At 52.5% G+C, this 24,837-nt stretch carries 19 protein-coding genes, 1 tRNA gene and 1 rRNA gene; 8 read left to right on the forward strand and 13 right to left on the reverse strand.

Features of this window, described 5'->3' with window-relative positions; all coding sequences use genetic code 11:
- The 11 genes from ACQE3L_RS05485 to ACQE3L_RS05535 all read right to left on the reverse strand — a co-directional run bounded on the left by ACQE3L_RS05485 (position 1) and on the right by ACQE3L_RS05535 (position 13,921).
- Positions 1-2,133 carry a hypothetical protein gene (locus ACQE3L_RS05485; protein WP_426962763.1) on the reverse strand — a complete coding sequence of 711 codons (2,133 nt, stop codon included), beginning with the start codon at positions 2,131-2,133 and terminating at the stop codon, positions 1-3.
- Positions 2,130-4,919 (reverse strand): DEAD/DEAH box helicase, encoded by a 2,790-nt coding sequence (locus tag ACQE3L_RS05490; protein WP_426962764.1) that lies wholly within the window; start codon positions 4,917-4,919, stop codon positions 2,130-2,132. The genes ACQE3L_RS05485 and ACQE3L_RS05490 overlap by 4 nt, the downstream gene beginning before the upstream one ends.
- A complete protein-coding gene (locus ACQE3L_RS05495) occupies positions 4,912-8,304 on the reverse strand; it encodes a hypothetical protein (RefSeq protein ID WP_426962765.1) in 3,393 nt (1,130 codons plus the stop codon). Before ACQE3L_RS05495 ends, ACQE3L_RS05490 begins: the two co-directional genes overlap by 8 nt.
- The gene (locus tag ACQE3L_RS05500) at positions 8,297-9,064 is read right to left on the reverse strand and encodes a hypothetical protein (RefSeq protein WP_426962766.1); all 768 of its coding nucleotides are present in this window, start codon (positions 9,062-9,064) and stop codon (positions 8,297-8,299) included. Before ACQE3L_RS05500 ends, ACQE3L_RS05495 begins: the two co-directional genes overlap by 8 nt.
- 50 nt (positions 9,065-9,114) lie before the next feature.
- Positions 9,115-10,269, reverse strand: coding sequence for a hypothetical protein (locus tag ACQE3L_RS05505; RefSeq protein WP_426962767.1), 1,155 nt, complete (start codon positions 10,267-10,269; stop codon positions 9,115-9,117).
- Positions 10,270-10,311: 42 nt separating this feature from the next.
- Positions 10,312-10,587, reverse strand: a complete 276-nt coding sequence (locus ACQE3L_RS05510; protein WP_426962768.1) for a hypothetical protein — start codon at positions 10,585-10,587, stop codon at positions 10,312-10,314.
- A 226-nt stretch (positions 10,588-10,813) separates the two neighbouring features.
- Positions 10,814-11,140, reverse strand: a complete 327-nt coding sequence (locus tag ACQE3L_RS05515; RefSeq protein ID WP_426962769.1) for a DUF7344 domain-containing protein — start codon at positions 11,138-11,140, stop codon at positions 10,814-10,816.
- Positions 11,141-11,390: 250 nt separating this feature from the next.
- Positions 11,391-12,086: a 7-cyano-7-deazaguanine synthase QueC gene (gene queC / locus ACQE3L_RS05520; RefSeq protein WP_426962770.1), complete on the reverse strand. Its 696-nt coding sequence runs from the start codon at positions 12,084-12,086 to the stop codon at positions 11,391-11,393.
- The gene (gene folE / locus ACQE3L_RS05525) at positions 12,083-12,691 is read right to left on the reverse strand and encodes a GTP cyclohydrolase I (RefSeq protein ID WP_426962771.1); all 609 of its coding nucleotides are present in this window, start codon (positions 12,689-12,691) and stop codon (positions 12,083-12,085) included. Before folE ends, queC begins: the two co-directional genes overlap by 4 nt.
- Position 12,692: 1 nt before the next feature.
- On the reverse strand, positions 12,693-13,466 hold the full coding sequence (locus tag ACQE3L_RS05530) for a 7-carboxy-7-deazaguanine synthase QueE (protein WP_426962772.1): 774 nt from the start codon (positions 13,464-13,466) through the stop codon (positions 12,693-12,695).
- Complete coding sequence (locus ACQE3L_RS05535) at positions 13,466-13,921, reverse strand: 6-pyruvoyl trahydropterin synthase family protein (RefSeq protein ID WP_426962773.1); 456 nt, start codon at positions 13,919-13,921, stop codon at positions 13,466-13,468. The genes ACQE3L_RS05530 and ACQE3L_RS05535 overlap by 1 nt, the downstream gene beginning before the upstream one ends.
- 871 nt (positions 13,922-14,792) lie before the next feature.
- On the opposite strand from ACQE3L_RS05535, the gene ACQE3L_RS05540 reads away from it, so the two are divergent.
- From ACQE3L_RS05540 to ACQE3L_RS05575, 8 genes are all read left to right on the forward strand, one after another.
- Positions 14,793-17,696, forward strand: coding sequence for a DUF6884 domain-containing protein (locus ACQE3L_RS05540; protein WP_426962774.1), 2,904 nt, complete (start codon positions 14,793-14,795; stop codon positions 17,694-17,696).
- Between the two features lie 123 nt (positions 17,697-17,819).
- Positions 17,820-18,854, forward strand: coding sequence for a tRNA-guanine transglycosylase (locus ACQE3L_RS05545; protein WP_426962775.1), 1,035 nt, complete (start codon positions 17,820-17,822; stop codon positions 18,852-18,854).
- A complete protein-coding gene (locus ACQE3L_RS05550) occupies positions 18,851-19,747 on the forward strand; it encodes a hypothetical protein (protein WP_426962776.1) in 897 nt (298 codons plus the stop codon). Before ACQE3L_RS05545 ends, ACQE3L_RS05550 begins: the two co-directional genes overlap by 4 nt.
- Entirely contained in the window at positions 19,747-20,904 is a 1,158-nt protein-coding gene (locus ACQE3L_RS05555; RefSeq protein WP_426962777.1) for a BREX system ATP-binding domain-containing protein, read from the forward strand. Before ACQE3L_RS05550 ends, ACQE3L_RS05555 begins: the two co-directional genes overlap by 1 nt.
- Positions 20,905-21,150: 246 nt before the next feature.
- A complete protein-coding gene (locus tag ACQE3L_RS05560) occupies positions 21,151-21,525 on the forward strand; it encodes a DUF7344 domain-containing protein (RefSeq protein WP_426962778.1) in 375 nt (124 codons plus the stop codon).
- 276 nt (positions 21,526-21,801) lie between these two features.
- Complete coding sequence (locus ACQE3L_RS05565; RefSeq protein ID WP_426962779.1) at positions 21,802-22,173, forward strand: hypothetical protein; 372 nt, start codon at positions 21,802-21,804, stop codon at positions 22,171-22,173.
- Positions 22,173-22,517 (forward strand): hypothetical protein, encoded by a 345-nt coding sequence (locus ACQE3L_RS05570; RefSeq protein WP_426962780.1) that lies wholly within the window; start codon positions 22,173-22,175, stop codon positions 22,515-22,517. The genes ACQE3L_RS05565 and ACQE3L_RS05570 overlap by 1 nt, the downstream gene beginning before the upstream one ends.
- 37 nt (positions 22,518-22,554) lie before the next feature.
- Complete coding sequence (locus ACQE3L_RS05575) at positions 22,555-22,854, forward strand: hypothetical protein (RefSeq protein ID WP_426962781.1); 300 nt, start codon at positions 22,555-22,557, stop codon at positions 22,852-22,854.
- 1,396 nt (positions 22,855-24,250) lie between these two features.
- On the opposite strand, the gene ACQE3L_RS05580 is transcribed toward ACQE3L_RS05575, so the two are convergent.
- Positions 24,251-24,326, reverse strand: a tRNA-Cys gene (locus tag ACQE3L_RS05580).
- A 218-nt stretch (positions 24,327-24,544) separates the two neighbouring features.
- Positions 24,545-24,666: ribosomal RNA gene (gene rrf / locus ACQE3L_RS05585) — 5S ribosomal RNA — on the reverse strand.
- Positions 24,667-24,837 lie beyond the last annotated feature (171 nt).

Raw genomic sequence — 24,837 nt, forward strand, 5'->3', positions numbered from 1 at the left:
TCACTTACCTCCATCAAGTGCCGCTAGTGAGCGTGCGAGGAGACGGCGGTCAAGCATCTGTTCTTGATACCGATACTGGTGTGTGCAGGAGTCCCGTTTTAGACAGTCCGGACATGCATGAATACACTGCTTGGTCACCTCTTCTATTCGTTCAGCCAGTTCACTAAGATCGCGACGCTGAGAACGCCTATTCGCAAATCGCCGGTACGTCTCTCTGACCCGAGTGTCGAAGAACGTTCGGTCCTCCAAAGCAAATACCAAGTCTACCGGTCGTGGTGTGCGGTTTAGTTGTTCCTTCGTTGTCGTATATGTCTCAGCAACAACGCTATAGAAGCGGGCCATTTCCCGTGTCTCAGCAATACGGTTAAGGCGTCGGTGAAGTAGCGGTTTGACGTCGTCGTACCGAGCGTACGAGAAGTCGGCTCCCAAGCTCTGAAATGCATCATTGAACTCGGGTATATCGCGCCCAGATGTAATTTCGCTCGTTTGGGCAAGGTCAAACACGTACTCTCCAGAGTATTCCTTCAGCAAGGAAACCAACGTCTCTTCTGTAGCACCAATATGGCAGCTCGCCTGTCTAGCAAGCCCGCTTAGCAGTTCAGTATCGGAGAGCTCACGTAAGTCATCGAAGACTTCACGGCTTACACCAGCACCGCCTTGAATTGAGTCATAGATACCGATCTCAACGGTTTCGCCGTTCGTCTCTACGAAGTTCACGTCGTACCAAGCTTCGAAGTCGCCACCACCGGCACTGTATTCTGCCGCCCACGAAGCAAGTCCATGTTTGAGTGAATGGACGAAGACATGCTCAGCAAATTGTCTCACTGAATCGTCATCAGCGCACTCCTCAATAATGGCTTTCAACGAATCTCCATATTCATCCAGAAGCGTTTCATAAGTCGAGATTTTCCCGTCATCGTAATCAAGCAACCCTAACCTCCTGTCCCTGGACGGTAGGAGGCTTGGAAGACATGCTTCAATGTCGTTAACACTGGCTTCAAATAGCGAGTCTGGCCCGTCAGACCCCATCGAAAAGAGATAGTCGACCGCAATTAGGGCACGATAGAACGGGGTAACGCTAAATGCGTGTTCGAGGGCCTCTTCTTGGAAGAACAGTCGGTCCCATAATCGGCGATATAAGAGCGAAAATTGGAGGTCTCGGAAAAGCGGCGTTTCTTTCTGGAAGACTTTGTCAAGTAACTCGGTGACCATCGACCGGTCTATATCAAACATCAGAACCTGGCTTTCCTCACGGCTACCGACGAATGCCGTGACGTCATCTTCCTCATGACGATAGCGAATTACTTCAGAGAATGTCCTTTCTTCGCCGTATAGAGTCAACAGGGTGGCATAGTACGCTTTAAGGAATGTCGCGTCGCTGTTGAACTCTCCCTGCTCAATGAGGCCACCGGTCATCGTCGACAAATCCAGTGACTCTGGACTGTCGCCTCGTCCAAGGGGATGCTTGAACCAGAGGAACTGCGAGGTCGGATCACTTTTCAACTTCGTGAGTTCCTCCTCTGAGACGTCCTCTGGTTTCTGATTCCTTACAACCCCGTTCGCAGAATCCCAATAGTAGTGCGTATGCTCTCCGTTCTCACCCACGCTCGGATTCCAGACGATGAACTGCTGGGGAATGTAGACGCTTACGTCGTCTACAGGGTGTTCAAACGGGGTGTACCGCTCTTCTTCACTCTGTGTTAGGATCTCGGATAGTTGACTGGATGTTCGAATGCGCAGCCCGTCGTTAATATCTGCAAATCCTCTTCTCGATGAGGGCCCGAAATCGCCAGTCCATAGGTCGAATTCCCATCGACGTTTGTAGCCGCCGGGCAAAAAGCTCCCCAACATAAGATCGAGAGTCTCATTCGCTAAAAAGCCGCCATTCGCGTTGACAACACTGATGTTACCACCGACCTGCTCAGAAATGAATGTACCCGGAACGCTAAATGGCCTTGTTGCCTCTGGATCAAGCTCAAAGAGGTCTGGTATATGGCAATATGGACGGAAACGATTGCGCTGGACCTTATCAAGGAGGTCAGATTGGTATTGAATCAGGCCATTAAGTCGTGCCAGCAATCGCTCTTCTTGTGTCAGGTCATCTGCTTCCGAGAGAGGAGTTTGATCGCTCATTTGTTGGAAGTATTCTCCAAGTCGAGGTTCCCAGCCGCAATCTCCTGGAAAAGCCGTCGCTTGAATTTCAGATCATCAAGACTCTCTTCGAGATCGGCCTGACGAGTCCCTCTAGGGAACCGTGCTGCCTCCCAGAATTCTTGGATGTCTCCCCCACCGACGCTTGCGGGTGTTAACGGGGCCTGTGTTAGATTAATGTAATCTCCAATTTCGTTGATCACGGCAGTAATCTGCTCCTCAGGCACCATCGGGAACGCCTTTCGGAGCCAGTTAGCGATCTCATCTTGCTCATGTGTGAATTTCTCATCTAACTCCTCGATGTCTAATCTTCGGTATATTTCGTCTGCGGTCTCGTTATCAGTGACGTTCAAGTAATCGAAGATCGCAGAGACGAGATGCTCTGTTCGAACGAACCTATTCTCTTCATCCAGATTGATTTCGAGGTACCGCTCATCTGGGTCGGAGAGGAGGTTTTCATGGTGGAAGTAGAATGCATCTTCAGGACGTGAACCGAGAACAACTACTGAAATCGGTTGGTCATCAGGATCACGGCCTCCCCTACCTTTCCGTTGTACGAATCCAGGGATGTTCATCGGTGCTCGATACTGGAAGGTTCCAATTATGCCGGGATGGTCGAATCCAACTTCCAGTGCGCTAGTAGTGACCATAAGATCCCAATTGTCGTCTTCAACACGAGTACCATCCGGAGTCTCAGTTCGGCCACTCTTGTGCAGGTAGACATCCATCGGCTCGAGATCCAGTTCGTCGGTCATCGTCCACCAGCACTCACCGGCCTCATAGACAGGACACGGATTCAGATTCTTGTTCGGAGGGAGTGGTTCGCAGACCGCCCGTTCATGTGATGCTGCATTCGATCGGAACTGGTGCTTAGGGCAGTCTGGATTGGTCCCTGGTTCATCTTCGTCTCGCAGGAAAGCATCAGGGGTACGGAGAGTGAATAACTCCTGACCCTCGACACCTCGTCCAGACTCTGCGTCTTGGATATAATCACCTAGTCGTTTGACAGAGTCGATAGAGTCAACGAACCCCAGAATTTTGTTCTTTAGTTGCCCCTCATCAGACTCCTGTTTGAGGATCGTATGGTACATCGTGAAGGCGACCTGAATCATAGACGAGAGATTCGTTACGTTCGTCTCTTCGAAATCCTCTGGTCCCCATTCACGCCGAGGTTTGTACTTGGCTTCTCCCTGTGGAACCTGGACCTCACGGGGGTCTGTAGCTTTTATAAATACGAGATATTCCCACCCGATTTCTTCAATCTCACTCTCTTTTCTAAATTCCTTACTCGTCTCCTTCCATGGGATGTCTTCGTTCTTACCTCGGGGGGTGATCTCTCTAGCATCGGGAGTCCCAAAGATTGCCTCTGTGAACTGTTCAGCGTTTGATATAGTTGCACTGGAGGCAACCAAGTTGGGTTGTTGGTCAGGATCGACTTCCCGCATTGCTGCTTGGAACCGCCGCATTACGTTTGCGACGTGCATTCCGTACTGGTTCGTATAGACGTGAACCTCGTCGAGGACAACGAACTTTGGCGGTGACGCGTGTCTCCAGAACTGATCGTAGCCCCGGTGATCCATCAATCGTCGATGAAGCGTATCGGGGGTAACTACGATGATGTCGGCTGTGGCCCCCTTATCTGATCGGGCAAAGTCAGCCTTATGCGCGGGATCCTTGTCACAGACCATGTCATCCGTCGGCATTCCTCCATCACAGCCGTCGACGGGACAGCTGATCTCAGATTGGCTTGCACTACCGTGTTGGAGGGCCACTGTTATCGGGAGCGAATCATAGGGCAGTTCGTCGTCCGCAGCGATAATTTGTTCAATCTCGTAGAGATACTCGACGATACGCTCAAACTGGTTATCACACAGGTCTTTTCGGGGGTATGCAAGAACAGCGTCAACACCGCCTACCCGAATATTGTCATGGTTCGCCGTCAGGCTGTATGCGAGTATCGGGAACAAGAAGGCCTCTGTCTTACCACCACCGGTACTCGCTGTGATAATGTGGGCTCGTTCTTCATCCCGTTCGGTAACCGCCCGGCGATAGAGTTCATCGAGGGATCTGCCCTGGAATGCAGCTAACCCGGTCATACCTCGGCGCTTACACAGCCTGTATATCAGAGTGAGCGCATCGTTCGTGGCGTCTCGCCAGTCTGCACGTCCGACAGACCCAAACTCAGAAGCAGGTTCGCCGGTTCTTGAACGTTGTAAAATCTCTCTGATTTTGTCACCCAAGTCAATTCCTTGGTCACCCCATTTAGGCTTCTCACGGGACTGTATGTCCATCTTGACCATCTTCGTGAGACTGGGAGCGTGCTCGTATCCACTCTGATCAGCGAACCGCTGGCGAAGCAGCGCGAAGTACCTAGTGACTTCTGCTACACGACTCCGAACGCGTTGTTTGTCGTAGACGTAGAGTAGAACATCCCTTTCGACAAGTTTGTCGATGACATGCTGAAAAAGTAGTTGGCTGGCCGTCTTAGTAGATAGCTGAGCAGGGAATGCGTAGGTAATGTCGATATTTTCGCCAGTATCCGGTTCATCTTCACCGAGTACGAATGTTCGGTGGAACCGATCGAATAGGTCTGACAGTGCTACCGTAGCATCGTAGTTACCGGCGTTGATCTGCTGCTTACAGGCATTATCGACCCATCGAAGAACGTGTTGTTGTAGGTCATCATGATCTTTCCCGTCGACAAGAACCTCCCACATCTCCTTGACAGCATCGAGGTGCTCATGCTGTCTCATCGCTGTATTACTCATTAGCCATCACGACCGTTATGTCCTCAATGTCACTCGTAGAGTCCGAGTAGACATCTTTGAGTTGACTAAACGCTTCTGCCTCATCGAAGTCTGTCTCAGTGACGAGCTTCCTGAAACTTCCATCGTACTCACGCAAGGCAGCGACAAACTGCTCACGTCGGGTTGGCCCTTTTGCTCGTTCACGAAGGTCGTCAATGAGTGTCGGTGCCGTGGCGAAGTCGCCCTTCTTTACGGTTTTCCGTGCTTCTTCGAGCAGTTCTTTCCCTTCCTCATCGGAGATTTCCGGATCGAGATCCTCGAGCTGTTTTAGATACTGTTGTTGCTGCTGCTCAATCCCTTGCGCCTGCTCTTTGAGAGATTTGAGGTCTGGTTCAATCTCTTCGAGGGTGCTGAGGGCAACTTTGAATTCGCCACTATTGAACTGATCTCGATAATCGTCAAATCGAGATTCAATTGCCTCAAGTTCCGCTTCCAGTTCCGTGTGCGAAGAGTTCTCTGCTGCAATAGCGTCGATGTGGTCCCCCGCGCTGTCTGCTACATCACGCAGTTGCTTGAATTTCTCAGTACATTTCGACTTGACTCCCAGTAGCTTTTCAACCTCATCGTCTATCGTATCTACCCGGTCATCGATGCTCCCGGCTCGTTTCGCAAGCCGCTCATACTGCTCGTTATCTATGAGCGACTCGAGTTCCGTATCCAGTTCTCCCAACTCCTCATCGTAATCATCAAGCTGAGACCCGAATGAACCCTCTACATCAGACTTCGAAATCTTCCGTCGAAGATCGTCAATATCGTCTCGAACTGAAACTGCGTCACCGACAATCTTCTCTTTGCGGTCAGAGACAGCATCTTCCAAGTCTTCCTCCAGTTCCACGATGTCATCGATGAGGCCACGAACCTCGTTCAGATCGTTGTGGGTCGGGTTGAAAACTTCATCAAACTGTTCGAGTCGGGTGGAGTGGTCCTCAATCCGGTTCTTGTAGCTATTGACGCTCTTGGCGTCAAGCGAAACCGCTTCGTCGTAGAGCTCCTGCGCCGCATCCAGTCTGGATTGGGCTCGGGATCTGGCTTCATTATACTGGTCCTCAACACTAACGATGTCGTACGCGTCGTGAATCTCTCCCTCCCGTTCTACTGTGGTGGGCTCCACGTAGTTCTGTCTCTGGAGATGGTCCAAATACCACTGAATCATCGCATTCTCGTCACCACGTGAACAACCCAGAGCGAACTCAGTGGTTAGCTGATCCTGGATCTCATCTACGGTGAGAGCGCCGCGCTCGTTAAGACGGCGGTAAATCTCATACCACGGCGGCTTGTCGTTCTCGATGTCCGGATAGACCCAGCGATTTCCTGATTTCGCTACGAGATTTTGATCTCGTAGCCCACCCATTATGTCCCCATTCAGGTTATAGCTTTGAATGTCGAGCTCGTCCTTTAGGTCACCAATTGTGAACTCTCGTGCATCATTTTTCTCCAGATACTCGATGACGTCACGGTGAACCTTGTCGGGATACGGAAGGATCGTCTCTGTGAAAGTTTCCTGCAAGCCACCGATTATGCCGATTTCAGAGATCAGCGTGTGGCCATCGACCATCCCCTCTGCTTGAATCTCAGAATCGCCAAGAGCCAATAGCCTACCGTAAATGAAGTTGTCACGTTGTTCGGTAGAGAGATTGACCTCTATGATGCGGTCGGTGACAAACTGTCGTTCTTCGCTGTCTAGCCCGTTAACGTACTTATTTGCCTCCGCAGATTGCTGCTGGTTTTGTTTTACCAACGCACCGAAGGTGGCACCACGAGATTGGTAGGCCTCGACGTAGAGTTTGAGTAATTCTGCGGGTATTTCCTGACCGTTATACACACCAACGACGACAGTTTGTTCTCGCCTCCCCGGCCCTCGGTCAACATCGATTAAGTGAAGGGCGTATTCATATCGACCGGCAGCGATGGTGACTGGATCCTTGTGCAGACTTCCTTTGCCCATCGATTGAACAGCCAGGGCTAGCCCACGTGAAAGGTCTCCTTGGTATTTGTCAGGGGCATTTGTCGCTTGGAGATCCAACTTCTGTATTTCCGTTCCTTCGTCACCCTTTCCGCGGAAGAGGAAGTCCTTGGCCTCTTCACTCAAAACGTAATAGTATCGACCGTGCCGGTCACGTTTTTCAAGTACACGAATTTCACCAGCGTCCTCCCCTTCAACAGTAATCGGACTCATGAGAGTGCCAGGAACGTCATCCGAGAAGGAATTCTCTGGAATCGCATCTCCTTCTCCAATAAGGCGCCCCTCCAAGCGCTCGAAGTCATCTCGTGCGTCCGGGTGTGCATCCTCGAGCCCCTTCTTGAGTGTGGTGAGTGCTTCTCCACTTAGGAGATCCTCGTCACGCACAAGAGAGGTGAAATCTCTAAGAGCGTAGACGATAGCATCGCCATCAATCCGGTCCGCATCCACCTTCGCCGCGTAGTTGAGGGCCTCAGAGTATATTTGAAGAATCGATCGTGGGTGGCCGCCCGTAACCTCAGTTACAACATCGACCGTGTCTTCCACAATTGGTGAAATTTCACCACGGTTAGAGGTACGGTGGACGTCCATCCGGTCAATTAGCATATCCTTGACGTCCGATTCAGTAAGATCACCAAGATAAATATCGTCTCCCTGGAATCTTTGAACCAACGCATTACCAAGCGAGTCATCGTCGTCCTCGTATTGGGTAATCGCCATTCGTGCACCTTGAGAGAACCCGAGAAGAATGTGCAGTCCCGAGGTGTTCAGTTCGTTAACTAAATGAAGGAACGAACGAATAAACCGCTGTACCTTCTGCTCATCATTTTCCGCCTCAATGTCTTCTGCTTCGTCGATGAAGAGGTAGACTGAGCGGTATTCTAATTCCTCCCTAGCATGTGTGACGATTTTCCGAAGGTTCGTGGCAACGTTGTCTTGCAGACGTTCATATTGATAGGCCTCGTCAACACTACTGTCCGGTTCGACATCAGGAAGTGACTCCACGTAATCCTGAAGACCAGGTTCGTCTTCTAATATCTCCTCGACGATTTTCTCATACAACCGACGAATACTCAGGCCTAAGTTGCCGACGTATACTGCTAATGCTTCGTACGTTTCCCCATCGACTTCAACGCCTTCTCTTACCTCGTCCCGCAGTTCGATGAGATGGTGGGACTTACCTGTCCCATATTCTCCGAAAATCAGCCGACGTTTCATCAGATCGGGTTCACGAATGCCCGATTGGACAAATTCACGTAGGCGGTATTCTTGGTCATCTCTTCCGACCAAATCATACTGTGCCGCGATCTCCTCATCCGCGATAGTCGTCGAGAATGGGTCTCGTTCCAACCCTAGTTCGTCGAATTTGCTTGCTGGTTCACTCATGGATTTTAGCTCCTTCAAGGACGTCCTCGTTGAGGATCAACTGTTTGTAGCTACCTTCAGAAACGATACCGGCAGTGTGCAGTCTCGTAATGTAGTTATCGAACGTGCTTCGAGGGATACCGTACAATGTTTCTAATCTCTCGAAGAGTTCCGGTTCTCGAACGCTTCCTCCGTCACCAATTAAATCGGAATATTCTTTGTAGATAATGTGTGCGAACAGGCGAACAGGCCACCTCTCCTGGATGTAGCCATTCTCAACCGGTTCAATAACGTCGGCATCCTCCAGTAGATTGAGCCCCATGTCAATTGTGAATTGGTTCATCTTGTCACCAATGAACGCATCGCCATCAAATTCCCGCATCACCTCGTAGTCCTTGACCGGGCCTTTCCGGTAGATGAATTTCGAGAGGACGAGTAACATCGGGTGTTGATACATGATATTCGCGAGTATTCGGTCTGCTTGCGCTCGCTGATCTTCTGCACCAACGACTTCCTCACCTGAATAGGTCAACACAACCCGATTGTCGTTAAATTCCTCTTCGGATGTTAGTCGATAGCCCTCTTCGCTATTTTTTATGAGATTTGCGTCACGAAGCTGCTCGATTATATCGTCTGCTCCTTCCGTAGCGGTTTCATCAGCATCGATCGTTTTCCGTTGTCTGAGTGCTTCTATAAGCTCCTCCTTGGACATCGGACCAGATTCTGCAATCAGTTGAATGCCGGCCCGTAGTTGGAAGAGGCGCGCATACTGAAGGGTCATTCGAGAAGATATTGTTGGTCTCGCTCATAAGTAGATAAAGGCTTCCCCGATTACTCCCACGTTTTCCCCTGTCGTTGGAAATACTGAGATGTCGACTCCTCGTTCTTTTTACTGATAACACCTGTATTGGCCAATCGTTCTAGAACTGCCTTGACTTCTGACTGATCCGTTCCCAATTGAACATCACGAGGGAGCGCATCGTGTATCTCGGCAGGAGTTCGGGGTTTCTCCGGGAGGATTAATTGTATTTCATCCCGGAGATTGATTTCTGCATCTTCCATCGAATCGTCGACATCCATAGCTGGTTCATCGGGATGAAGCGATCGGGCTATTTGTTCTACCAAATCCCGGATTTCGTTGTGAAGGGCATGGTCGCCAGACTGGTCCACATACCACTCAAAATCAGCAAAATCGATACTCATTACTTGATAAGTAGCTATCCCCGCTTGGTTCTGTTCGACGCGACCCATGAATTCTTCACCGACTTCCTGGACGTGGTCTGAAGTTCCACGAAACATACGGTAGACCTCCTCAACCTGTCTAAACCGACAAGAAACGCGCTCATAATGCTCGTCTTCTTCGATATAAGGTAGTGGAAGTAATGATGTATCGACATATGCGCGGTCAAACTCAGTCAGGTATTCGAATACTTCCTCCGGGTCAATGTTCCAGTATTCACCGATCACGAAGGCGTAGTCTTCATCCAGTTCAGTAGCTTTTCCACTAGGAATATGTTCAGCGATGTGAGGGAGTGTATCGACATACTCGTCCAGTCCCAATAGAGAAAACATCAACGTTGGATCTACAACACGGGCAAAGAATGGGATTGTTTGGAGAGTATAATAGAGTGACCTCCCATCACTGTCGACACCACGTATCACACCGTGCCGCTCCTCAAGAAGGTTCAGTTTGAAATTCTCGTTCGTAAAGTCGTCTGACCCACGTCGGCGATACTTATGGAGTATACGTCGAACATCGGCGGGTTGTACGCTAAAGCGGTTCGCCAATTCTTCGATAGTGTATTGACTTTGTTCCAGTTGATCCAACACTAATTGGTCGAGGGAGCGTTCAAATATCCGAACCGCAGGCTTTCCCTCTGGTAGTTCCTTTAGCAGCTGGTCAGTAGTCGCAACGCGCTTGTTATGAACCAAGCGTCGTCGTTTGGTTTCGGAGAGGGAGTAGAAATCGACATTGTCAGCATACATATTGATGTCTGACTCTCGCTGACAGATATTTCTGTTCCTGTCTTACTCGCACCAACAGCGTACTGGTCCTGTGTTCCCCTCCTCCCCCTCTGATTCGATGTCACAGACAAAGGCCTCGCCGTCAGGATGCATAATGAACCGATCTTCGTCGATATTCTCGACTGAATCCACATCCTCAATCTGCCAATCAGCGTCCTCATTACCGTCCCACGTGTAGTAGTCGTCCTCCCCCTCTACTGCGAAGTCCAGCATCCCAGACCCACTACCAACGATATGCTGGACCCGATCTAATCGGGTCGACTGCGTGATCCTGGCCATGAATAACTCTCATTCAGCGATGATAATCAATGTCCGCCACTTCAGAGAAGGGAGTAGTGCCACCGATGGAGCTAGCAACTCCCAAGCATCCCAGGTGGAGGACGACGGGCACTTCCACCACCGCGCATCCCACTACGCGGCGCTTCGTCGTCCGACTGGACTAACGGGAGAGACAATCATAGATATTCGCAGGCTAGATCCCTTGGTTTAGCATCAGGTTCTGCGCTTAGACAACCCTCCCAGTCGAGAGGACGAACTGCACGAGTGTCGTGAGGACAATATACCGTTCAATCGACTCTTCTACCGTCACTGTCTTTCGCCGTTCGTCGTACTGAACGAGGCCCCGCTGGTCTATTTTCGGGAGATGCGTCTGTATCAACCCGTTGTACGCGGATTCGTAATCAGCAGTCCCGACGTTCCTAGGTGGACTCCCTGTCTCGACGCCTCGGATGACACGTGCTAAGTGGCGCACCTCAATAGTGGTCCCCGGCTCGAACAGAGCGAGGTACTGGAGTGTGAGCAAACGTCGTCGGTTGCCGAGGAAGTTGAGCACGTCAGCGACCCCTGGAGAGTCACTATCAACTGCGCTCAAATGGACCACCTCTTCCTCGAAGCTTTCGGAGGCAACGATGCAACATGACCGTCGAACTTTTGCGAATCGTCGTCGTTAGTACACATGCTGTCTATTCAGGCAGCGCGGGGTCGGTGTCTTCACCACCGGGCCCACTCTTCGTGGACCACCCGCGTCAAGGAAAATTAGCGGTGGAACCGACTTAACCGTAGGTAAATCGGCTCAGCGGGGTCTACGATTCAGTGTAGTCTGGACGCTCGGCGTATTCAATCGGATCTCGCTCGCCCAGGTTCTGGAATGCCTGGAGTCGGAACGCGCACGCGTCGCAGGTACCACAAGCCGGTGCTTCGTCGCGATAGCAGCTCCAAGTATGTTCGTAGGGAACATCGAGTTCGAGGCCGCGTTCGGCAATGTCTGTCTTTGAAGCCTCGACGAACGGCGCCTCGATACTGATCTCTGTCTCTGGTTTCGTTCCGACATCGACAACCTGCTGGAACGCCTCGAAGAACTCTGGCCGACAATCTGGGTATCCCGAGAAATCCTCGCTATGCGCGCCGATGAATACGGCCACACAGTCGTTGGCTTCAGCGTACGAGGTCGCCATCGACAGTAGGTTGGCGTTCCGGAACGGTACATAGCTTGATGGGATCTCGTCACTCTCGAGGTCCGCCTCCTCAACATCCATCTCGTCGTCGGTAAGACTTGACGCGCCGATTTTCGAGAGGTGGTCCGTCGTCAAGTGGAGGAAGTCAGCGGCGTCGAAGGCCTTGGCCTGAGCCTTCGCGCATTCGTATTCCTTTGTCTCTGTTTGCTGTCCGTAGGACGTGTGCAGCATGTACAACTCGTAGCCAGCGTCTTGGGCGACAGCCGCGGCCGTCGCACTATCCATCCCGCCGGATGCCAGAATGACCGCCCGCTTCTTGCTCATTCTCGATCCTCCGAACGGATGACCGCTGCTTGGAACCGCTCACGTTCGGCTTCACTTGGTTCGCCGACGGTCGCTCTGGTGGTGGTCGTACTCTTGGTTTCGATGCCACGCATCGCTTCACAGAGGTGTGTTGCGTTCATTTCTACAAGGACCGTGTCTGCGTCGAGTTCCTCTTGGAGGCCTGATGCGATGTTGTTCGTCAGCCGTTCCTGCATCGTGAGTTGCCGTGACTGCCAGCGAACGTACCGCGTTAGCTTGGAGAGCCCCACCACTTCGTCGGTCGGCCTATACGCGAGGTGAACCGTACCGAAGAACGGCAGCAAATGGTGCTCACACAGGGAGTATACGGGAACCCCAGTTTTCACTATTAGGTCAGTTGTCTCGGCGTCGAAGGTTCGCATCGTCGGCTTCGCGATCTCACGTTGGCCTTCAGTGAGTGTTGCGAATGCGTTCGGAACGCGCCGCTGCCAAGTCTCAGCGAGCGCGTCGCTGTCCGGATCTTCGCCGACAGCCTCCAGCAGGAGTCGGATACCTCGCTGGGCTTTCTCATGGTCGATGTCCGATTCAGCGTCTTCGGTCGCAAGTTGCGAGTGCGTGCTCGTCATATTATGTTTCGGGAGCGTCGTTCCACAAATCGACGTGTAACCGCGGCGTGTATCGGTAGCCGTATTCCATCGCAAGGTCAGCGACCTCGTTCCGTCTTGCGTCGAGTTCATCCCGGGTCGTCCCCTCCGGCATCAGTAGCACGTCTGAGTCTGGGATATGCCTCGATGCTGTCGAGCGGACGTCGGCGAGGAGAGATTCGATCTCAGGCATATCTTCGGGGCCGGTGACGACAAACTTGAGTTGGGCGTCATAGTCGTCCACGAGCGAACCGAGTGCATTCAGGTCTATGCGACGCGCTTCGTGTCGGTCTTCCCACTCACCGTCGCCCTTGGGGTCCTTCTCCGGGGTAGGTGTACTTGAGGCAAGTTTCGGGCTGATGCTCGCCAGATCGATAGGAGCGTCGCGGTGGATGGTGCCGTTAGTTTCGACGGTAATGTGGTAGCCGAGGTCGGCCAGACGTTCGAGGAGAATGTCTGCCTCGTCGTGGATGAGTGGTTCCCCACCAGTGAGGACGACGTGGTCAGCGTCGTCGTGTGACTGGACTTCCTCGACGATGTCGTCGATGCTCATGGTCCCGTGAGTCGGCTCCCAGGAAGTGTGATAGGAATCACAGAACCAGCACCGAAGATTACACCCACTCGTACGGACGAACACAGAGGGGGTCCCGGTGAGTTTACCCTCTCCCTGAAGCGAGTAGAAGAGCTCGTTGACCGGCAGTGCCGCGCCGTCGACGTCGTCCGTAGACTGCTCGTCGGTAGTTGAGCTGACCGGCATTAGTGAGTCCCCCCCGCACAGAGTTCCGAGGTCTCTCGAACGGTAGCCGAGATGTCTGAGACCGAGTCAGGGAGTACCTCCGAGAGTTTCTCCTCAAGGAGGAGGCCCATTATTTCTGCGGTCGGAGGGTGTTCGAGAACGACTAGTGAGTCACTGTCGCCGCTTTGTTCGAAAGCCTCAATGAGGGGATCTCCTTGTTCGAGAAGAAATCGGTGGTCCCATTCAGATATTACTGAGGTAATATCTCCTTTGTCGACAATCCAGCCCTCCTCAGTAAGCGTCCCAGTTATCTCTACCGAAATTTCGTAGTTATGACCGTGCGGCCGACTACACTTGCCATCATGGTGAAGTAGTCTATGGCCTGCGCTGATGCGAATCGGGTTATCTTTTCCTACGATTAGCATCCGTTCATCTGACTCAGTGAGATTAGAGATCGATTCTTCCTCGGAGTACATATTAAACAGGCTCTCTCGGTATTCACTAAGTATTATCGGTAGCATACTCATAGATGGTCAAATCTCTGGGGAAATTATATTTTAGTTGCCAGATTAATGCTAACAGTGTCGGAAATTTCGTCAGTTAGCTATTTAGAGACAATCCAACCGGATTGGGATGATCTTCCGCTGACTTGCGAATTGCTTGAGCTACGTCGTCGTGAGCCGAGCGATGATTTGAGGACCTTAGCTCTAAACAGAGGTGGTGTAGGGTCGAGAAAAGTTCAGCACGTAACTCGACTTCTGCACCTACTCGAACTATTGGAAGACGATGAGTTGACTGACCGAGGTCGATGGCTGGCCGAAGCGTATGAACCTGCTATGCAGCAGAGTCGACCAAGAGCAACGTTAGGTATCGGGGTGAAAGATACGCTCTCGCACCGCGAGCAGATCCTCCTCTGGATGGTCATATATCACGAACACCGTTTGCCAATGCTGGCGGTTCTCCACCAGCTTTCTGTCGAGAGCGTTCCCGTAGCACAAGACTCACCGGCAGCACAGAGACTCGCAGAGCGAATCGATCATCTCTATCCCGGTGTCGATAGTGAGAGTTCCTGGGTACCGCGTGCAAAAGTCCATTATAAGTGGCTAGTTCACATGGGATTCGCGAAGGTTCGCTCAAACAGCTACATATTAACAGATATGGGTGACAGTATCTTCGAGCAAGTTGAGACGGAGTGCCCTGACCAGTGGGATACTATACAGATCCACACGGGCCCGACACTGTCGGACTTCAGCTAAAAAGTGTCATTTACCAGTATAGCTCTGAGTCAGGTGCTTCAAACGGATTTATACGATGCCCTCCCATCGCTACTACTGGTGACTATCTAACGTGCGGTTCTATGTTCCCGAGTGGGATGACGCAGTCGACGCCCACTACGATTTTGAGCACGATGAACTCTCTACACTGGACCGTCAAGAACGCGATTTAGATTACATATGGGATATTTTCGAGCCGGAAACAACACCAGTCGATGGGGTTCTCATCTCTCGTGAGCAGGTCGAAGAAACGGACCGTAAAGCCGAACGGCTCGCGAAGCACGGCGTCTACGACGACCCGGTTCTTTCTGTCCCGAATTGGCTGCCCACGATTAGTGACTGCGGGGCCTGGGGCTACAAGTCTCTCCCCTTCCCGCCGTACGGGAACGAACATATGCTTGACTTCTACGAGACGCTGGACGTCACTGTCGGCGTCACCATCGACCATCTCGTCCTGGGGTCGGGCAAGGACAAGGGCCGACTCTACCTTGATGAACGAGCGTTCGCCGAAGAGCTCAACAAAAGCGATGTCCCTGATGCCATCGCCGATGTCGTCGACGTAATGGTTGATGAATGGCCCGAAGAATGGCCCTCATACGTCGACGAGTATGAGCCTACGATTCGTACCGGTTCCGACACAGACGTTGAGTCGTTTGGTGCAGAGGACTTCCAAGGAGATATTGACGCAGTTCTAGCTCGTCTCGCAGAGGATCCACGTGCGGTCTACCGTAAACACGACGCCGAGTTCCGCTACGACCTGACGTTACGGAACGCCCAAGAGATGTATGACCTCTACCAGCGTCGTGACTACCCGTTCCGGCTGATGGTTGCCATCCAAGGGTGGAACCCCGCCTCATACAGCAAGGCCGCCGAGGAGGTGCTTGATATTGGCTACGACTACCTCGGAATTGGAGGGGTTGCAGGTAGTCCAACTCACGACGTCCGTGGAATCGTTAAGAGCGTCGGAAAGACGATCAAGCAGTTCGAACGAGAGCACAACACTCGCATCGACTCTCACGTCTTCGGCTTCGCGAAGACTGAGGCGTTTGAGACGATCGGTCGCTCGGGGATGACTAGTTTCGACAGCGCCAGTATGCTTCGTTCGGCGTGGACGGGTGGACAGAACTATCGCCTTGATAACGGCGAACGCTACGATGCCATTCGAGTCCGCTATCCATCAAGCCGAGACGATCTCGACGAAGCTGTCGAGAAATCCCTACGCGGTCGTGAAACACTAGTGGCGCTCCGAGCATACGATGCAGGAGATTCGATTCGTGATGCTCTCGAGAGTTGGTACGAGCGGGCCAAGGAGGTGCTACCAGCAACGAGAGAATATCTGCTGGAACACCGCCACGATGAGCAGTACGACGAGTCGCTCCTACAGGATATAGAAAGAGCGTTTCGAGAGGACTTCAAGTATGGACGCGAGCTTCAGGCGAGCTTCAGCGACAATCTCCGTAGTAAGCTAGTCAAACTTCTGCGGGAAGACACCTCGACCACTCCAGTACCGTTCGAGGAGTACGACGAACTACTGAATACGGCGACAGACGTATTTGAGGCATTCCCACACGCGAAGACCGTTTTAGACGAACCGCACGATGTCAGTGACTATGATCGTGTCTGGGCGATTGTCCGGGAGTACGCTACTTGGATTGGCGACGACGATCTCCTCCAAGAGTACCAAGAAACTCTTCGAAATCGCCCGTGGGAGAAATGCGACTGTCCGATCTGTAGAGACCACAGTATCGAGGTGTGCATCTTCCGGGGGAACGATCGGAATCGGAGACGGGGGTTCCACAACACACGACGCTTCTACGATGAATTCGAAGAAGACCTTCCGAAGATCCTCGTCGCGACCCAAGGTGGTGCGGCCCTCAGTCGCTACGAAACTGTTGAAGACTATCTGCGCGACAAACACTCCTCGTTCTGGACCCAGACACACGATCTTCCGGTCGCAGAGATCGGTGTGCTAGATGCGAACGGAGTGAGCGAGTGGTGGGAAGAAACTCCGTCGCTCGTCTCGTTCGCCCCAGACCGTATGGCAGCAAACGTCGGCGAACAAGCAGCGAGGTACCAACACCTCTTCGTGCACACACTGGACGGCGAACTTGACGAAGAAGTCGTAGCGGCAGCCCGTGAACATGATTGCGAGGTTCACACCAATAGCAATCCCCGAGACCTGCGAGATGAAATACTCGAGGTCTGCGGGCAGAACTATGCCGCCGGTGAAGACTTCGTACCTCATCCACCTGAGCTCGATACCGAAAATGGATTGGACATCCTTGTCATCGACCAGTGTTCAGGTTCGAAGGAAGTACCAGACGACGCACCAACCTTCGGTGAGGAGGAAACTCTTCAGTTCTCTCGCGAAGACCTCCTCGCTCGTGACAATGTGCCAGGTATCGCGGCACGGGATCTATACACTGGACGCCAGCAGAACCACGTCAAGAGTGCAGTTAGATGGCTCATGCGACAAGGCCACGACGTCGATCGCTACTTCATAAGTGCAGGATTCGGACTTGTCGCAGAAGACGAGTATCTCCCACCCTACGACGTAACGTTCAGCTCAATGAACGTTAGCAATATAAGAGAGCGATCTTCGAAACTCGACATTCAAAAAGAGCTACAACGACTTCTGCAAGAGGCCGACTACGATGTCGTCTTCTTTACCCTCGGGAAGGACTACTACACCAGCATCGACATCGACGAAATGGTTCAGGAAGTGCGTTCCGACCGGATTGGTGTGGTGTTCAACCGCGAACTCGTCGAGGATCAGTTTGACAACATCGAGTCCATCCCCGCCCGGACAGAAGATGCAAAAGAACATGGCACGATTGTTGTTGGACTCAAAGGACACTATATGAAGAACTTCGCTCGATACATCGACAGCGTCGATACTCTTCGGCCGGAAACTATCGAAGAACTATGTCGGCGGGTAGAGGAAATCCCACCACAAGCGGAATTCGAGTCTGAGTGAGCCTCCACTACCGACATGACATAACGTATTTTTTATATCTACGATTAATTTCCGCTTATATTCTTGAATTAAACATATTGCCCCATTCTCTATATAATAGGCCAGCCTATCCGAGCGGGAGGCATGTTGTATCGACGCCGAAAACTCGACCTCCCCCGAGGAGAACTGGACACCCCCGTTCTCTTTCCCGTCAGAAACATCGGGAAACGGTCGAGTGACAATACACCGACGTACGTCGGCACGATCCCAGAGTTCTCGGCAGCGATGATCAACGCAAGGTCAATCCGCAACCGGGACCCCATGTGGCAGAGAATATCGAATGGTGTAACCCTACGAGAGGAGATGGGTGTTCCCGAGGATACCATCGTTTTTGCGGACAGCGGTGGGTTCGACTTCGCAAACGAAGAAGTGGACACTACCCCAGCAAAAACGCTTGACACCCAGAGCAAATTAGACGCCGACATCCTCGGTACAGTCGACATCCCTCTCTCAAGAGACAATCGGGCAGCAGAAAATCAGCGGCGAATCGATCAAAGTATCGAGTACGCACTCAAAGCGAGCGACCACCACGATGGAGATGGACTTCTCTTCGCGAGTGTCCATGGTTACGATCCAGAGACAGTTCGGAATAACATACAATACCTGGAGAAGAACGGCGAATTCGATGGGTATGCCCTCGGAAGTATGGTTCCGATACGAACCGATTATAAAAAAGTAACAAAGCTGATACTATCTGCGCGAAACGCGACAGACAAGCACCTGCACGTGTACGGCCTCGGGGGACTCGTCTATCAACCACTTCTGCTCTACTTGGGGGTCGACAGTTTCGACTCTTCAGCCTTCATTCGTAGTGCGGGCAATCGGAACTACCTGATTCCGGGCTTCGGCGGGGAGGAACTACGGAATATCGAGGAGTTAGATAGGCTCCCCTGTCCCTGCCCAGTGTGTGGACAAAGAGAACTCGAGGAGATTCGCGAAGACCGAGTTGCCCTGACTCAGCATAATCTTTGGGCGCTCGCGACCGAACTGCGTCGCTTCCGCTATGTCGCCGAATCCAATCGAGACATCGAGGAGTACCTCGACTTGCGCTTCAGTGGGAACGAGGTCACCAAGCGTGCATACGAAACCGCGAAGCAACAGGTGCGGAGGCTCACATGAGCGACGAGAGACCAACTGTAAGGCCAGTCACTCTCAGCCGGATGGCTGAACTGACCCACACCTGCGAAGCAGCTAGCAGGTCCACTGACGATCTCGAAGACGAATTGGACGTGAGTCATCGACGTGCGCGGGAAACCATCCTCGAAGCGAAGCGCATCTCTTTGCTCGACGAAGACGACTCCGGCGAGGAACCAGTCTACACGACGACTGATGTCGGCTTGTCGTTCCTCAGTGCAATTCGCGACGAGGACTGGAGTCAAGTAAGTACAATTCTCGAGACACGGAGTCCACACTACGGGACCTTCATCGAGGTTCTCGAAGACGTCGAAAACGCGGGGTTAGACACGCTTCTGACACAGTTGGAAGAATCTCAAGAGTTCAGTCCATATTCGTATAACCAAACGAGCGTGGAGGTGCTCGGAGACTGGGCAGAGAGGCTGGGTCGGGTCCAACGAAACGCGTTCACGGGAAACTACTACTTGACAGATGAGGCGGCGATACCCACTAACTTCCACTACCTGCTCTTGGACGTGTACGACGACCTCGAAGAGAAAGCAGGCGTCGACCTGCGCCAGCGCTACCTGTCAATCCCACGTCTCCGTGAGGAGACCTGTGAACGACTCGGCTGCACTCGTGGTGATTTCAACCAAGCGCTGCTCGGGCTCTGCCAACAGAATGTCGGTAAACTCGAGCTATCGGGGGCACCGATGGATACGGCTGCAAAGGATGCCGCACTCGGCATCAAGCGTATTGCGCTCTCCGAAGAGGACGGTTTAGTTAGCACCTCGCAGTCCACTCAGCAGGTCATGGCCGGTGTCGAACAGTTCGGTAAGAAATACTACTACCTCGCAGTGCACGACCGCGACATCGAATACACACAGGAGGCTACATAATGTCCGACGCATTCACGATCACCGACGAGCAGCAAGACTACTCACAGTACAACTTGAACGCGAACCCATTCCCGTACAGTCCAGTACCCGCTGAAGATCCCGAGATATACTGTGGCCAGCAGCACGTCTCGGACAAGATCAGCTCAACTGTCTCGTCAATGCTCTCTACCGGCAAGTCCAAGCACCTGGTAGTCACTGGGAAGTATGGCAACGGGAAGTCACACACGCTCAAGTACACCCGTTCGCTCCTCCGTGATCGCGATGACGTCGTCGTAGGGTACGTTGCCCAGCCAGGGGAGGGATTCCTCGACATCTACCACGAATTCATCTACGATCTGGGCTTCAACCGCCTCCAAGAGCTCGCGTACGAGTTCCTCGCATCGGTTGCAAGAGATGTCACCGACACGAACCCGATCGGTGCCAGTGCGATGAAGTCGCTGATAGACGACGGCGACGTACTGCTCTCGGAAATTGTTCCCGAGGCGATTCGCCGACTCAGCGATGTGACGAAGTTTGCCGACTTCGCGCGTGCCATCATCCACATGGTGTACGAGGACACGAATCTCTACGCGTGGCAGTGGCTCACCGCCGAGGGGATTCGATACGAGCAGCGCAAGGAAATGGAGATTCATAGTGCCCTCGACGACGATACGATGGGTGTTCGAGCCTTCACCGCGCTCAAAAATATGCTGCTCGAACTCGGCTATACCGGTGTTTTCGTCTTCGTCGACGAGTTCGAGAGCATTGCACGACTCTCACCCAAGAACGAGCAGGCGACGCTCAACAGCATCCGACATCTGATGGACCAGAACAGTTCTGGGCTGTGTATGTTGTTCGGTTGTGCTCCCGAAGTCTGGCAAGACGTTATGAGTGAATATCATGCCTTCAGCGAGAGAATCGGTGAAGAAGTCGCTCTGAAACCGCTCACGAATGAGCATCTGAAGGAATTGGTATCGAACTATCTCGATCGAGAGCGTGATGAATCAAACGAAGGTTCTTCGATAGTCCCGTTTACTGATGAAGGGTTGGACGTGATTCTACAACGTTCGCAGGGCAATATTCGTCAAGCTCTCGCTATCTGTAGCCGAGTGTTAGATGCCGCTGTCGAGGAAAGCCAAGAAGTGGTTACTCCCGAGTTCGTCCAAAAAGCGATGTGAACACACCGTGTACTGAGTGAACATCCCACTAGTTATGGGATTTCCACCCCTCAAAACAACACGCCCGCGTCGAGTACGAGCCGCCTCAAAAGAGGCGATACATCCACGCTAGGCCCGTGGATGCTCAGACCTCGATGCGGTCAGACCAGACCGACCGCATGATCCGATACATACTCACACGTCCTGAATCCTGCGCTCAACCGTGGACGCATCGCAATCAGAAGACTACCAGGCAGGAGGGCTCCGATGACGCCTGATGATGAAGACGAGTCCAGACAGTTTGGAGAGGACCGACAACACTTCGACGACAGTGCCCATGTCATCGCTGATAAGGCCAAGCTATGGACTAACGCCCGCCGTCAACACGTCGTACGGCAAGTGTTGGCCGCTCCGAACAGGGAGCTGTCGCTCAGAGAACTCGCTCTGACTCTTCGCGATCATATTGACCAACACTCCGATCAAGACCCCGATTACGATCACGTTCGGCAGACGTTGCGCCGACGTCATCTTCCGCGCCTCGCAGAACACGACGTCGTCAGGTTCGAAGACAATACGATTCGTCCCGGCCCGGAGTTCGAGACAGCAATAGGACTGTTAGTTCGCAGCGATCCTCGAATCTAACGACTGAGCTGGGCAGCAATCGCTGTAGTTAGACTTCAAGCCCTTTCATCGCGAGCATGCGGCCTTGCTTTTCAGAACAACCTCTCGTTGTGGTAGTTAGACTCCGGTAGGTTCTGTTGGCGCCACCAGATTTCGAATTGGCTGTTTCGTATCGTTTCGGGGCATAGAAGCGTGATATTGTCGAGCAGAGACTGTGGACGCCGCTGTTAATGCTACTTCGTTCCACCATCCAGTAGCGGAGTGCCGAAGTTAGCCCTCCACTCCAATCATTCGACAATGACACAGGCAACGCAATCACCGGCTCCCGACGACCGACAGTACGACTATCCGAAGGTGAGGATTTACTCCATCTTGGGAGATACCGAACACCGGATCATCCTACGAGTTCTTGCAGACGCCGATGAACCGCTATCTCTCAAGGAACTCACCCGTGCGACACTTCTTGACGAGGAGTTCGATCAGGAAATCAGTGCATCGGTGCTGAGAGGGCTGATGTTGGATATTTATTTGCCAGTTTTAGACTCCGCCGGTGTCATCGATACTGACGCAGGTTACAACAAGATCGCACCGGGAGAGCACCACGAGGGGTACCTTGAGATAGCTACGGCGGTTGACGAGCTCTACGACAGTCACTTTGGGGGTCGCTGATGCTCGCGACGCCTATCGGACTCTACGAGTTGTCGGATGTCCGCCTTGACGTAGACGAGTTTGGTATCAATATCGACGATCCGGTCGTCCTCATCGGGACACGATCTGCTGGACCAACCCGCCGTGAGCGGGGGACAAAAACAGTGGTCGAACTCGGCCCTGTCCGCTATCCTGCGTCGATCTTCCAAAGAGATGGCTGTGACGTCCTCGACGCCTCACACGATATACTGTACGGAACCGTTGTCGTGTCGGCGGACGACCTCTCAGACGATGCGATCACCGCTCTCCGAGAGAGTGGTGGTTCCGTGTTCTCCGACATCACTAGCCCAAATGCGCTCTACTGACTTCAGACCAGATTTTCGATCGTGAGCGTACGCCAATATGGGCTTCAAAGAATTTGTCTCCACCATCGATAGCGTATTTGACCGATTCGAGGTGGTGAAGAGCTCTCTTTCCGAGTTGGAACGACCACTTGACGAACTGTTTGACGATCCGATTGTGGTCATTTATTGGTCCGCCACGTCCGAGGATGAGATACCGGACATCTCTCCGGTACTAAAGCTTGCTGCACGGGAAGACATGGTTCTCGTCGATCGAACTCTTGAATATATAGGGGCCGACGAAAGCTCGACCAAGGCGCGTCAACTGAGCGAGCACTTGGAGTTCGAACATCGCCCATGACTGCTGCCGGTCAAGGAGTCCCCTCTTCGAGAGTTTCGAACAGTCACTATACAATATCTACCCTATCTTATTCTTCCGCCCATTCAGTGCTACTTCGATGAAATAGTTAATCGAACTGAGTGATCATTGTCGTGGACCTGTGAGTAGCCGAGTCCAACTGGCACCTGAAGTTGCCGCCTCAGTGACAACAGAACGTCTACTCGCCTTAATGGCTCATAGGCATGGGTTCTTACGGACTCAAATCGACCCTCACGCCGTACCATTTCATCATATCACACCACCAGATTCGTTAAGAACATCTCTAATGCTGAGAGAAAGCGTGAGAGTTTTCGGCCGTTTCCCACAATATCCATCTCACGCTTTCTCAGAGTGCCAGAGAACCCAAAGCGGTGATTAGATATTTCTTTCTCTAATTATCTACCGTATACGCCAGACTGGGCCGAATATACCCTCTCGGGATGATATAAATGTGGGCAAACTGCCCACACCGGTTTTGAAATCGCAAGACAACAGCCGAGTGTCGAAATCACTTTTTTGATACGCACTACGCCACTCCAGTGATAAGAAAAATTGACCAGAATCAGCCGGGAGAGCCTGCACCACACACATCGGTTCGATTATAAGAATGTGGGCAAACTGCACACATCGATTTGAGAATCACATGGCAGAAGTAGAATCTCCATATCAGATAAGAGATAACCGCATAGTCAGTAAAGTGAGAGTCCTGAATTTCCGGCATCCACCACCGATTTGTGACTGGTGAATGAGTTTGTCCAATTATGGAAATGTGGGCAAACTGCCCACACTAATTTTGAAATCGCACGAAGAGACTTGATTCTCTATCTCGGTTTTCTGATAACCAGTATCTATTCGTGCTGATATAGGTCTCGAAGGACGAATTGGTGTACAGAGTGTCTGATTTCGTATAGAATGGTGGCTCGGACGGGGTTCGGTCAAGCAGTCAACCGCTTCGATTGGGAGAGGTGGACGTACACGTCAGCGTTGTTTTCAGGCCGATACTCACTTCGAAGTCAGGTCTTCACCGCGGTACGCGCCCGCATGTTTCGCAGCCTGTAGCGTGAGGGAACCTCCTCAAGTCGCTACACTCCGAGTCGATCTCGTGGATCGTCGGAGAGTTCATGCGGCATCAGAGGCACCCACCTCCGTACTCGGTGTCATCGGGTAGGGTTGGTTCCTCGACGAATGACGCAGAACGCCTCGCCGTCAGTTTCGAAGCATACGAGTACGACGGCGAGGTCCACAGAACACCAATCGGCACCTTAGGGATGTTCTGGAGCGAAGATAGGTAAATAAAAACCGGGTGCCGGTTCAGCACCATCACGGCACAAAGATCCCACTAGGTAATGTCGTTTTGGGATTTGGGGTAACGGGTGTAAGCCAAGGGCCGGATTTGAACCGGCGTTGGGCGGCTCTGCAGGCCGCTGCGTCTGACCGGACTCTGCCACCTTGGCGCGCATCGGTCGTAGTGCCGTGGTGCGCTTAAGCCTAGCGGTCCGCTAAACGATCGAGACCGGATGTCACGGGCGGGCCGGCTGACGGGCGCGCGCCGAACCGCACGGCGCGGCCGCTATCCAACGCACCTCGCCTCACAGAACCACCTTACAACACGACTTCTACAGCACTGCCGCTCGCCACTGAATGTATCCGCGTATGAATGTGCGTATGAATGGGCAGACGGCGAACCGGTACTCCCAGAGGGTCTCCCACTCCAGTACTACCCGGCACGCAGGTGGGCTTCACTTCCGTGTTCGGAATGGGTACGGGTCTTTCCCCACCGCTATGGCCGTCTTTATGCCGACTCCCGGAATCGAACCGAGATACGCCAACGTCGGTGTGACGCTAAACTACCGTGTATACGTGCGATCCAGCTACCGCCTGAACCCAATACCGAACCGTGGCATGAGTGTGGCTCGGTCTGTTAGTGCTCGTGGACTACAACGCCTCGTTGCCTTAGCGCGTACA

The organism is Haloparvum alkalitolerans (assembly GCF_050122995.1).
In the GTDB taxonomy this organism is placed as follows: domain Archaea; phylum Halobacteriota; class Halobacteria; order Halobacteriales; family Haloferacaceae; genus Haloparvum; species Haloparvum alkalitolerans.